The sequence below is a fragment of the Brevibacterium oceani genome (genome assembly GCF_017948325.1).
GTDB lineage: Bacteria > Actinomycetota > Actinomycetes > Actinomycetales > Brevibacteriaceae > Brevibacterium > Brevibacterium oceani.
Genome location: NZ_CP072846.1, coordinates 3,877,076 through 3,888,797 on the forward strand (window position 1 = coordinate 3,877,076; position 11,722 = coordinate 3,888,797).

The 11,722-nt window shown below is 63.2% G+C and carries 8 protein-coding genes; 5 read left to right on the top strand and 3 right to left on the bottom strand.

What is annotated here, in order from left to right:
- Positions 1-24: 24 nt before the first annotated feature.
- The gene (locus J9314_RS17225) at positions 25-2,994 is read right to left on the bottom strand and encodes a DUF5979 domain-containing protein (RefSeq protein ID WP_210603492.1); all 2,970 of its coding nucleotides are present in this window, start codon (positions 2,992-2,994) and stop codon (positions 25-27) included.
- Positions 2,995-3,707: 713 nt separating this feature from the next.
- On the opposite strand from J9314_RS17225, the gene J9314_RS19265 reads away from it, so the two are divergent.
- Positions 3,708-6,296, top strand: a complete 2,589-nt coding sequence (locus J9314_RS19265) for a LuxR C-terminal-related transcriptional regulator (protein ID WP_246490476.1) — start codon at positions 3,708-3,710, stop codon at positions 6,294-6,296.
- Positions 6,297-6,383: 87 nt separating this feature from the next.
- Positions 6,384-7,691, top strand: a complete 1,308-nt coding sequence (locus tag J9314_RS17235) for an MFS transporter (RefSeq protein WP_246490477.1) — start codon at positions 6,384-6,386, stop codon at positions 7,689-7,691.
- 45 nt (positions 7,692-7,736) lie between these two features.
- Here the strand turns inward: J9314_RS17235 and J9314_RS17240 are convergent, their stop codons facing one another.
- Together J9314_RS17240 and J9314_RS17245 are read right to left on the bottom strand one after the other, a co-directional pair.
- Complete coding sequence (locus tag J9314_RS17240) at positions 7,737-8,225, bottom strand: SRPBCC family protein (protein ID WP_210603496.1); 489 nt, start codon at positions 8,223-8,225, stop codon at positions 7,737-7,739.
- Positions 8,226-8,256: 31 nt separating this feature from the next.
- Positions 8,257-8,598 (bottom strand): ArsR/SmtB family transcription factor, encoded by a 342-nt coding sequence (locus J9314_RS17245; protein WP_425514168.1) that lies wholly within the window; start codon positions 8,596-8,598, stop codon positions 8,257-8,259.
- Between the two features lie 189 nt (positions 8,599-8,787).
- Between J9314_RS17245 and J9314_RS17250 the strand changes: the two genes are divergently transcribed.
- From J9314_RS17250 to J9314_RS17260, 3 genes are all read left to right on the top strand, one after another.
- Complete coding sequence (locus J9314_RS17250) at positions 8,788-9,996, top strand: lipid II:glycine glycyltransferase FemX (RefSeq protein WP_210603511.1); 1,209 nt, start codon at positions 8,788-8,790, stop codon at positions 9,994-9,996.
- Between the two features lie 146 nt (positions 9,997-10,142).
- Positions 10,143-10,787, top strand: coding sequence for a TetR/AcrR family transcriptional regulator (locus tag J9314_RS17255; RefSeq protein ID WP_210603513.1), 645 nt, complete (start codon positions 10,143-10,145; stop codon positions 10,785-10,787).
- Positions 10,784-11,719: an ABC transporter ATP-binding protein gene (locus J9314_RS17260; protein ID WP_210603515.1), complete on the top strand. Its 936-nt coding sequence runs from the start codon at positions 10,784-10,786 to the stop codon at positions 11,717-11,719. The genes J9314_RS17255 and J9314_RS17260 overlap by 4 nt, the downstream gene beginning before the upstream one ends.
- The last annotated feature ends 3 nt before the right edge of the window (positions 11,720-11,722 follow it).

An 11,722-nucleotide genomic window follows, 5' to 3' on the forward strand; every position in this document is an offset into this window, starting at 1 on the left:
GTCATGAGTGCGAGCTCTCTCGGATCACCGGCGCCGGCGGCGCACGATCATCACGGTCGCTGTTCCTGCGACGATGAGGGCGAGTGCCAGCGAGATCATCAGCGCCGGATCACCGTTCGCACCGGTGCGGGGAAGGTCCCCGCCGTCGCTGCCTCGATCGGATCCATCGCTGCCGGCACCGCTTCCGTCGCTGCCGCTGTCGCTTCCGTCGCTGCCGGCGTTGGAACCGGCAGCCGAATCGCTGGTGCCGGGGTCAGCATCGCTTCCGCCGGCCGTGGAACCGTTGGATCCGGCGTCGGAATCGTCACCGGCGCCGTCCGCAGAGGCGTCCGCCGAGGTGGAGTCACCCGCCGAGGCAGCGTCACTCGAGCCTTCGGAATCGTCGGTCCCGGTCGTGTCCTCGGTCCCGGCAGTATCCTCGGATCCTTCGGAATCGTCGGTTCCGGTCGTGTCGTCCGTCCCCTCGGAGTCCTCAGTTCCGGTCGTGTCGTCGGTACCGTCTACTTCGTCCGTACCGTCAGACTCATCCGCACCGTCAGCCTCGTCCGTACCGTCAGCCTCCTCGGTGCCGTCAGACTGATCTGTTCCCTCGGACTCGTCGGTTCCATCAGACTCATCCGTGCCGTCAGCCTCGTCGGTGCCGTCAGGATCGCCCTCGTCATCCTTTTCGAAGGTGTTGGTCAGAACGACGTCGACGGTGGTCTTGTCACCGATGGTGAAAGATTCGGGGTCGAAGGTCGATCCCGCCCACGATCCGCCGGGGATGTCCGCCGGGTCCGGTTCGGAGAGGCTGATCTCGGTGCCGTAGGGCAGCGGTCCGCTGGAGACTGCTTCCCCGTCGTTGTCGACGGTCAGCGACCCCTCACCGGAGTCACCGCCCATGGTTTCGGGCAGCGTGTAGTCGTAGTCGACCGTGAACTCGGCGTCGGCGGGGACAAGGTCCGCGCCGCTGCCGTCGACCTTCTTCGTCACGGAGAAGTCTCCGTTGTTGAGCGTGATCGGGTTGTCCAGCGAGACTGCGATGTTCTGGTCCTTGACCGCGGTGAACTCGGCGACATCGAACTTGGGCTCGCCCCATGTGCCGCCCACGGGATCGACGGGCTTCACCTCGTCGAGCGTCACCGTGGCACCGGCGGGGATTCCGTCGGTGACGTCGGAGGTCTCGCCCGCCTTGACGGTCACGGTGCCGCTCCCGCCCGGGAAGCCATTGACCTCCGAGTAGGAGTAGTTGACCGTGAACTCCGTGCCCTCGGGAACGAGATCCGCACCGCTGCCGCTGACCTCTTTGCTCACGGTGAAGCCGCCGAGATCCTGCGAGATGCTGTTCGTCACCTCAACGTCCACCGCATCGTCGTAGCCGAGGTTCACCGGGTCATCGCCGGTGATCTCCTTGCCGTCGACGACGATCTTCGGGTCGGCCCAGGTCGCCCCGGGAACCGCGGCAGGTGCCTGCTCGGAGAGGAAGTAGTCGATTCCTGCAGGCATCTCGTCACTGGTCACCTCGGTGCCGTCACCGGGGATCGTCCAGGTGCCGGAATCGGCCTCGGCGATGCCCTTGTCGGGGTGGGCATCGTGACGCCAGTCGAGCGAGTACTCGGCATCCGGGAGATCCAGATCATCGGGATTGTCGACGACCTTCTTCATCGTGAAATCGTTCGTCTTGAGATCAGCCTTGTTATTCAACGTGATCGCGGCGTGATTCTCGCCGAGGTTGCCGTTCTCCTCGGAGAAGGTCAGCTCGGTGATCTCGTTGCCGTCGGCATCGACGAACACGGGGTCCGCCCAGGTGACGTTGTCCGGGTCGGTCGGGATGATCTCCTTGAGTTCGACCCGCGTGCCCTTATAGAAATCGTCACTGAGGTAGCTTTCGCCGGCCTTGACCGTGAACGATCCGTCGCGCGGCTCTTCTCCGTCTTCATACACGGTGTAGTTGACGGTGAACTCCGGAGAGTTCTCCGCGTCGAAGGAAGCGGTGCCGGTGACGTTCTTGGTCAGCTCGAAGCGACCGAAGTCGGTGCCTTCGACATCTCCTCCACCGGATTGGCGCTTTGCCGTCCCTGTGGTTGAACCGGAGTCGCCGCCTTCGATCTCGTAGCTCGCAGAGTTCGTGTAGGTGCCTTCCGCATTGAGCTCCTTGACCTTGACGACCCAGTGGACCTCGTAGAACGAGCCTGACGTTTCCTTGATGCACGAACCGGCCTTGTTGCCGGCACGGGATTCAAAGCTGACTTCGGTCTTATCGTCGTTCCAGTCCGCCGTGGAGCGCTCGAGCCACCGCGGCGCTTCGTAGCCGGAGCTGTTTTCGCGCAGGCAACGGCCTTCCCACAGCTGCGGCCAGGTCTCACCGTCGTAGTCATTTACCTGTTCGAAGATGTCGGTGTCGAGATCATCGGTGATGGTGATGTTCTTGCCTGCGGGGATGCCATCGGCGGGGGCCGGGATCCGCACGACCCACTCGATGGTGTCATCGGCGCTGTTGTAGTAGCCGCTCTTCTTGAGCTTGTAGCCGGGGAATTCGCAGTCCTCGGTGCAGTTGTACGGATAGGGCTCGACGGTCACCGGAATCTCGTGTCCGCCGAACTCGAATGTGTGGTCGGTGGTTTCGTCATTGTTGACCGAGGTCTTGACGTCGAACCAGAAGGAGCCCTTGACCTCGCGTGGATGCGAGTCGATGAAGTCTTCATCGACGGTGCATTCGATCGAGGTCTCCGAGACGGCGCACTCACCGGCACGGGTACCGTCCGGGCCCTTCATCTCGAAACGATCCGGGTACCCTTCCATGGCTTCGGGGAAGTCGACCTTGATAGTGACCGGGTTGCTCGCCTGGTCGGGAATGCTCCAGTCGACGTGGAGCGACTCCCGAGTGCCGTCGACGATGGTGTCCGATTCGAATTCGACATTGTCGATCTTGATCTCGGTCGCGGCTGCGGCCGGGAACGCGGCCTGCACCGTCATTCCCAATGTGAGGGCGAGCGCAGCGATGGACGCCAGCACCACCCTCAGTCTGGTCAGTCTTCCTAGTCTCGGCACAAGCGATCGCACGTGTTTCCTCCATCGTCGAGCTGTCTTCGAATGCGCAGGAGCGCAGTCCACTCCGCGCGAGGGCATCGCGTGCTGACACCACGCATTCGATTCGGCTCCACCTCGCAGCACCGTGCAGCTGTGCGGAACGATTCGCCCTCGGCATCGGCCGGATTGCCGATCGGACTCACAGCGATGATTTCACCGATTCTCAGGATTCTGGCATCCTGCAGTGCACTTCGAGGCCTTTTCACCCTCGAATTCACCTTTCAACGACACCAGGGGAGGAATTGGTCATGAATCGAGTCATGCAGCGAATCTCCCCAGCAGATGTGTCTCTTTACCGAGAACTCCACCGACTTTCCGACAACATACCGAGTCGGATTGAGAAATATCGCAGATCGATGCAGGTAAGGAGACCACTCGCCATCACTTCCTGGGCCTCTCCCACACCCATGACCAGGGCGGAAACACTCCGACAGATGCAGTAGGCAAGGGCACTTCTGCTACCCTGAGTTCGACGGAGAATTGCTTCGATTCGACAATCGACGTCGACGCAGAACAGGTTACGGCTACTCAGCGATCTGTACGATCAGTACCGATGAAGTAGACGATTCCTGCTCGTCGGATATTCTCCGATTCGTGCAGGACAAAAACGATGTTCACAGACGAGTGGAGAAGTGGAGATGTCCCGATCCGACAGCTCCCCGGACCACCACACTTCGCGCACATCGAATGGACGCATCGCCTCGTCGCAGTCCTGGATCCCTTCACTGCCACCGCACTTCGTCTCCCGTCGACGCCTCTTGGACGAGCTCGACCAACTGTCGTCCAACCACGTGATCGCGGTGCGTGGTCCGGCAGGAACAGGCAAGACGTGTCTTCTGGCCGACTGGCTGCGTCGAGGCGCGAAGGTCGACCCGGCATGGATCGCCGCCGAAGCGTCTCTCAATGAGGGTGAGCGACTGTGGGCGGCGATCGGAACCGCGATCTTCGGTGACATGACCGCCGAGGACGCGGGACCCAATGTCCTTGCGGCCCGGATCAGAGCGTCTCAGCGCGTGTTGACCATCGTCATCGACGACGCGCATCGATTGGAACCACTGCTCGTCGCCGAGGTGGTGAGGTTCGCCCATCAGCTGCCGCGGTCCCGGGTCGTCATCATCAGCCAGTCTCTCGACGATTCTGCCCTCTCGGTCTTCACCTCCGTGACAGACGTCGGCCTCGTCGAGGCAGCAGATCTCACTTTCACCACCGAGGAGACCGACGCTCTCCTTGACTCTGTGTCCCCCGCCGGTGAACGAAGGCAGCGGCTCTGCGGCGCCGGACTCCACGACCTCACGGGCGGGCACCCGCTGCTCACTCGCTTGGTCATCTCGGAGCACTCGTCGACCGACGCGGATCAATCAATCGACCTCGGCGCGATCACGCTCGCGCTGCTCCCGGCCCAGGTGCGCCGGCTTGCGCTGACCGTTGCCATCGCTCAGCCTGTCGACGAGGCGATGATCGGTCAGCTGCTCCGCGAACCGGGCTCGCTGGAGGATCTCGAACAGTTCACGAGCATCGGCTTGGGCGGGTTCGACCGCTACGGCTTCTTCGCCTTCTCCGATTTCACTGCCGAGGCTCTTCGCACCCACGCAAGCAGCTTCCTCTCCGCGGAAGAGATCGCCGAGATCAGAACGCGGGCCGCCGAAACCCATTCGGAACGCTCCGTCCACCTCCATCGGGCGGCGCAGCTGTTCGTCGAGTCGGGACGATACTTCGACATGTGGCCGCACTGCATCGGCACCCTCCTCGACTCCCGGATCGACTTCTCCGCTTCTCGACCCCACACGTCCGCAATCACGGCAACAGCGGGAGCCAAGGGCGATTCCACGCCCCGATTCCCCGAGGACCGGATTGAGCGACTGCTCGCGCGAACGATGTACGCTCTCGTCCTCGGCTCTCATGGCCCCGATCCCTCAAGCGACCTCCTGACCACGGTTGACGACTGCCTCGCGGAGCTCGACGAACTCCTGCCCACCGCCGAAACGCTGACGTCGCCGCTGCTCGGCAGACATCCTGCCATCACACTCACACTCGTGCAGATGTTGCTGCTGAGGTCCGTGCGCCGCGATTCCGAAGCCGCCTCCGCAGCGAGGGCGGTCCTCACCGCTGTCGGCGCGGACGATGTCTCCACCATGGACGAGGTCACCGCGGCGTGGGCGTGCTACTGCTCGGCGGTCATGCTGTCCACGGTGGGCGACCACGACGGCGCCGAGGCGGCGATCGACATCATCGCCACAGGGCAGAGGGGCCGGCCGTTGGGCATCCGGCCACGGATCCATCTCGCCTTCGTCAATGCGATGCGCGGAGGGATCGACCGAACGAAGCGTCTGCTCGGTGACCCCGACCTCCTCTACCGCGCTGATGCCGAGGACAACACTCGCTCGCTGATCGCCCGGGCCGCCATCGCGGCCGAAGCCGAGGACCACGCCGAGGCGGTGCGGATCCTCGAGCCCGTCGCCGAGGTGATCGAGCGAGTGCGGGAATGGCCCTTCGTCCTCATCGTCCTCGGCCGCTCCTATACTGTGGCCGATCCGGTGACGGGAAGCGAGAAACTGAGGAGCCTGACCCGACGATTGCACAGGCAGACCGCCTCCCCGCCGATGTCGGGAGTACTCCGTGCCGTTCGAGCCGACCTGGAGCTGGCTGCGGGAAACATCGATGCAGCGCATCGCCTCACGGAAGACAGGAGGCCGACCGACTATGCACTGCGACTCTCGGCCGCGCGCATCGGTCTGCTCAGGCCCGGCGGGCACCACATCGCCGAACTCGAAGACCTCGTCGCGGACCCGGACATCTGGCCTCGCCTCCGCGCCCACGGACTGCTCCTTCTCGCCGTTCATCAGCTGCGCAGCGGGGATGCGGACCGAGCACGCGACTCGATGATCAGGGCCACAACGATCAGCAGTGGGCATCAGTTCACGCGCGTGCTCAACCTCGTCCCGCAGCGCGAACTCTCTGTCCTCGCTGAGATGGCCGGCAGCGAACTTCCGCCAGAGACCGGATCGTCGACTCAGTTCGACGAGATGCTCGCCACCGTGTCGCTCACGCGCCGGGAATCGGTGCTCATCAGGGCTTTAGCCTCGAAGAAGATCCTGCGCGAGATCGCGGCCGACGAGTTCGTCTCGGTGAATACGATCAAGTCCCAGTGCAGCACTCTCTACCGCAAACTCGACGTCGGGTCGCGAGCCGAGGCCGTCACCGAGGCACGACGACGCGGTCTGCTCTGAGCACTCGGATCACCTCGGCGTCGTGGTCGGACGGGATCATCCCGGAACCAGCACTTCCCTGCCTGGTGTGTTCAGTACAGTGACGGTATGCAGATGAAACCGGGAGCGGCGGGCTCGCGCTCCAAGATTGTGAGCTGGGCCATGTGGGACTGGGGATCGGCGGCTTTCAACGCCGTCATCATCACGTTCGTCTTCGCTCCGTATCTCACGAAGTCCGTTGCCGCCACCGAGGAGGCCGGGTCCTCGGCGCTCGGGTGGGCGATGGCCGCGGCCGGGTTCATCATCGCCGTGGTCGCTCCGGCCGCGGGCACTCGCGCTGATGCCGGTGGTCGCCACCGGCTGTGGCTGGGCGTGCACACGGGCGTCGTCGTGGCCAGCATGCTCGGGCTCTTCTTCGTCCGCGACTCCCCCGACTACCTGTGGCTGGGTCTGCTGCTTCTGGCTGTGGGCAGCGTGTTCTTCGAATTCGCCGAGGTGTCCTACAACGGCATCATGGTTCGCATCACGCGTCCCGACAACGTCGGCAAGGTCTCCGGATTCGGCTGGGGCATGGGCTACGTCGGCGGGCTCGTACTCCTCGTCCTCCTTCTCGTGCTCGTCATCCAGCCCGAGGTCGGCTTCCTCGGCGCCAGCGACGAGGAGGGTCTGCGGTTCCGCATCGTCGCCGTTCTGTCTGCCGTGTGGTTCGCGATCTTCGCGGTGCCCGTCCTCGTCTCCGCGCCAGGGGCCAAGGTCAAGGGCACCTCGGCGGGGCATCCGATCCGGGCCTTCATCGCCGACTATGCGGCTCTCGTGCGTCGCTTGGTGCGGATGTGGTCGTCGGAGCATCAGACGCTGCGGTTCTTCATCGCCTCGGCGGTCTTCCGCGACGGCCTGGCCGCGATCTTCTCCTTCGCCGGAGTCCTCGCGGCGGGCAGCTACGGTTTCTCCGCCTCCCAGATCATCATCCTCGGTGTGGCCGCGAACGTCGCCGCCGGCGCGGGCGCGATGATCGCCGGCTGGTTCGATGATCGGCTCGGCCCGAAGCCGGTGATCATCGCCGGGCTCGTCATCATCATCCTCGGAGGGCTGCCGATCCTCTTGAGCGCCGAGGCGACCGTGTTCTGGGTCTGCGCCCTCATCCTGAGCTTCTGCGTCGGTCCGGTCCAGGCGTCGAGCCGATCGTTCCTCGCTCGCATCACTCCGCCGGAATCCGCCGGAGAGAACTTCGGGCTCTATGCCACGACGGGACGGGCCGTGAGCTTCCTGGGCCCGGCGATGTTCGCCCTGGCGATCACGCTCTTCGGCTTCCAGCGGGCTGGGACGCTGGGCATCCTCATTGTTCTGGCGGTCGGCCTTGCGCTCATCATTCCCGTCCGACCCGACGCCCCGGCCCACTCCATGCAGGCCCGGTAGGAAAACTGAAGCTCTGCGGAGGGGCCGGGCGCTGACCGCACCAGCTCACTGCCGGGCGAGCAGACCGTCGATCTGGTTGATCGCTCCGGTCGAGCCTTCGATGACACCCATCTCCAGCACGGTGCGCAGCCCCTCGGCCGAGTCGAAGATCGATTCGTAGGTGGCACGAGTCCCGGCCTCGGTCGTCTCGAAGCGGTAGATGCAGCTGCTTCCGGGCATCGATTCGACGACGGTGAAGTCTTCATCGGCGAAGTAGTCGCGGAACTCCAGGCGCGTGGGACGGTCGACGGCGGTCAGTTCCCACAGTCCGCAGAACTTCTCGCCCTCCGGACTCGTCATGAAGTATGTGACTCTGCCGCCGGGTTCGAGCGCATGGTCGACGACCGTAGCCGGATACGTCGGTGGACCCCAGATCTGCTCGAGCTGGCGGGGATCGGCATAAACCTCCCACACCCGCTCGAGCGGCGCCGCGAACTCGGCGACGATCGTCAGGGTCAGTGTCTCTTCATTATGGAATGTGTCGATGACCGGCATGGCTGCTCCTTAAGCATTGCGGTGGTTAGACTCACGACCCGGCCTGTTCGTCCCCGGCCAGAAGGTCGTCGATCCTCTGCACTCGTTCGACCCACTGGTCTTCGAGTTCGGCGAGCATACTCCTGATACTGCGAAGCGGACCCACCTCTGCGTGAGCGATCTGCCGCTTGCCGACTCGGCGCTTCGTCACCAGTCCTGCACGTTCGAGGACTGCGACGTGCTTCTGCACTGCGGCGAAGCTCATGTCGTAGTCGGCGGCCAGATCGGACACCGAAAGCCCTTCTCCAGCGACTCGGCGCACGATATCGCGCCGAGTGCGGTCGGCCAATGCCTGGAACAGCGCATCCGCCTCATCGTCGAGAAGTCCTTTCACGCCATCAATCATACAACCGATTGGTTGTATGTGAATGGGTGCGAAGGAAGATTCCTGTCCGAACAGCCCCACCCGCCACACAAGTGAAGCACCCGCTACCCACAACCAGAACCGCAAGTCCGGTGCGGGAACCCGCACCGGGGCGCTACTTCCGTTGCCCGCCGCAGGCCCGCGCAATACGGTTCCACTATGACTACGATCCGCGCCATGACGGCCGACGCATTCCTCGCCAGCCTGCAGAGATTCGACGACGTCAGCTATCAGCAGACTCCCTACTGGGCAGAGGCTAGATTGGCCGATTGGCCCGAATACGAAGCGGTGGGGTGGTTCAACGACAGTCTTACGCCATTCGCTGTAGCGATCATTCGGTACCGTCGTATTCCCGGCACAACTAGACGCTTTGGGTTTATTCCTTATGGTCCAGTCACGGACTGGGGCCATGTCGACATCAGCAGCTTGTTGTCCGCGTTGCGCTCGTACTTGGAAGACAAGAACGTCATCGGGGTTCGCATGATTCCATATCTCGCCCTTCATCGCTGGGACAGCCGGACAGTCAGAACCGGCTTCCTTGATGATGCAGTCAACCGGTTCAGTGATCTCGCCCCCGACTACACCAATCCTGCAGCCATGCGCTTGCGGTCAATTCTGCGTGATTCCGGCTGGGTAGAAAAGAACATCCCCGAAGAAGAACAGATGGATCATGCTCAGCTGATATTCCGATTGGATCTCGGCGGTCGCACAGAGGAGGACGTGCTGGGCCGCATGCACAAGACGTGGCGCTACAACGCCAAGAAGGCCGGCCGAGAGGGTCTTGAAGTAGAGATGGTCTCCAACTCCGAGTCCAATCTCTATGAATTTCACCGCCTGTGGAGCGACACCGGAACGCGCAATGGCTTCACTACCCGCTCTCCCGAATTCCTCAGATCCATGTGGAACCACCTAGGACGAGGCCTGGCCTCCGGCTTCACCACTCACTTTGCTCGCCTTGACGGAAAAGCACTCGGCGCAAGCATTACTGCCCGTGTCACATCGACCGCGAGGTGCATTTACACTGCAACAGACACGAGCTTGCCCAAGGTGAAGCCTTCGAACGCCATTTATCTGTCGATTATTCGGCAGCTCATCGACGAAGGCGTGAAAACCTATGATCTCGGAGCAGTCCGAGACTGTCTCTGCCTAGACGACCAGGCGAGCGGGCTTGTGCGCTTCAAAGCCGAGACAGGCGCAGACGCCTACGAGTATGCAGGAGAATGGGAACTGCCTATTTCACCGTTGGCCTACGCTGCGTTCTCACGAGCCATTCCGGCCTACTCTGCTGTTCGAACACGCGCCAACGGGCTGATCGATTCGGCATCGCGTCTGCGGAGAAGAATTCCGGTAGCCGCTAACCGTTCTTAGCCAGTCTCCATCACTGGAAAAATCGAGGCTGAGACCAAACAGATGGCGGCGACTGCAACTTCCACCGGATGATCTTCGCCTGCTTTTTCTCACCCCATCACCACCGCCATTGACACCATCGGTTGAACGCGCGTTTAATATTAAACATGCGTTCAACCAATTCTGACTCTCGTCCTCGCCGGTCCCCGAACTCCTCGCCTGAGACGGCGGAGAAGATCCTGTCTGCCGCAGTGGCAGAATTCGCCAGGAACGGGTTCACAAAGACGACGATTCGGTCCATCGCCGCCGCCGCCGAGGTCTCCCCCGGCTTGGTCATCCACCATTTCGGGTCGAAGGATGGACTGCGCAGCGCGTGCGATGACCATGTCTTCGACCTCATCACGAGCGCCAAAGCACGCAACGCCGGCTACGCCGCGATGGCCGTGCAGATGATGTTCAGTGATCCGGAGTTGGCCACCGCTGTGGACTACCTCGTCAAGTCTCTGCTCGACCCCAGCGAGCACGGTCAGCGCTACTTCGACCACTACGTCGACCTCGTCGAGTCCTATATCACCGACGGCTTCGTCGGCTACACCTTCCGACAGAGCGAAGACTCTCGTGGACAGGCGGCGACCATCGCGGTCATGGCCCTGGCCCCCTCGCTCCTCGAACACCGCCTGCATTCGGTCTTCGGCACCGATGACACCACTTCAATGATGACCCGACTCGCCCCGCATCTGCTCGATCTCTACCTGCACGGTGCCCTCGAGTCCGTCCCCGAAGACTCTCAACCAGGAGATGAGGAAACATGAGTACATTGACCAGCGCCCGCCGCACCGACGACAGCCGAGCATCCGCCTCGGCGGCGATCTCTATGCGGGACGTCGTGAAATCATACGGACGCGTCCGCGCCCTCGACGGTCTCGACCTCGAGGTCGCACGCGGTGAGGTCCACGGCTTCCTCGGCCCCAACGGCGCCGGCAAGTCGACGACGATCCGGATTCTGCTCGGAATCCTGCGACACAACTCGGGTACGGTGCGCCTCCTCGGCGAGGATCCCTGGTCGAAAGCGGTGCACCTGCACCGCCGCCTGGCCTATGTTCCCGGCGATGTGGAGCTGTGGCCGGGGCTGACCGGCGGTGAGGCGATCGACCTGTTCGCCCGGTTGCGCGGAGGTGTGGACAGACGTCGTCGCGATGAGCTCATCGAACGCTTCGACCTCGACCCGCGGAAGAAGGGCCGGACCTATTCGAAGGGCAACCGGCAGAAGGTCGCGCTCATCTCCGCTCTGGCCTCGGACGTCGAACTGCTCCTCCTCGACGAGCCGACGGCCGGGCTCGACCCGCTCATGGAAGCGGTGTTCCAGGACTGCATCCACGAGGCGAAGGACGCAGGTCGCACGGTGCTGCTCTCCAGTCACATCCTCGCCCAGGTCGAGGCCCTGGCCGATCGAGTGTCGATCATCCGTTCGGGTCGCATCGTCGAGACGGGGACCCTGTCCGAGCTGCGGCACCTGTCGCGGACGACGATCACGGTCGGACTCGAACACGGTGTGCCCGCCCTGTCCGAGATGACCGGAGTCCACGACCTCGTCCGCGAAGGTTCGCGACTGCATTTCAGCGCCGATACGGCGCAGCTGCCCCGTATCATGCGGGCGCTCGGCGAGCATGATGTCGAATCGCTCACCGCCACCCCGCCGACCCTCGAACAGCTGCTGCTGCGCCATTACGGCAAGGAGGAGTGAGCC

Excerpts from the sequence above, each read along its gene's own strand:
- J9314_RS19265 (WP_246490476.1), top strand. The coding sequence starts at position 3,708 with ATGTCCCGATCCGACAGCTCCCCGGACCACCACACTTCGCGCACATCG.
- J9314_RS17255 (WP_210603513.1), top strand. The coding sequence starts at position 10,143 with ATGCGTTCAACCAATTCTGACTCTCGTCCTCGCCGGTCCCCGAACTCC.
- J9314_RS17260 (WP_210603515.1), top strand. The coding sequence starts at position 10,784 with ATGAGTACATTGACCAGCGCCCGCCGCACCGACGACAGCCGAGCATCC.
- J9314_RS17250 (WP_210603511.1), top strand. The coding sequence starts at position 8,788 with ATGACTACGATCCGCGCCATGACGGCCGACGCATTCCTCGCCAGCCTG.
- J9314_RS17235 (WP_246490477.1), top strand. The coding sequence starts at position 6,384 with ATGCAGATGAAACCGGGAGCGGCGGGCTCGCGCTCCAAGATTGTGAGC.
- J9314_RS17240 (WP_210603496.1), bottom strand. The coding sequence starts at position 8,225 with ATGCCGGTCATCGACACATTCCATAATGAAGAGACACTGACCCTGACG.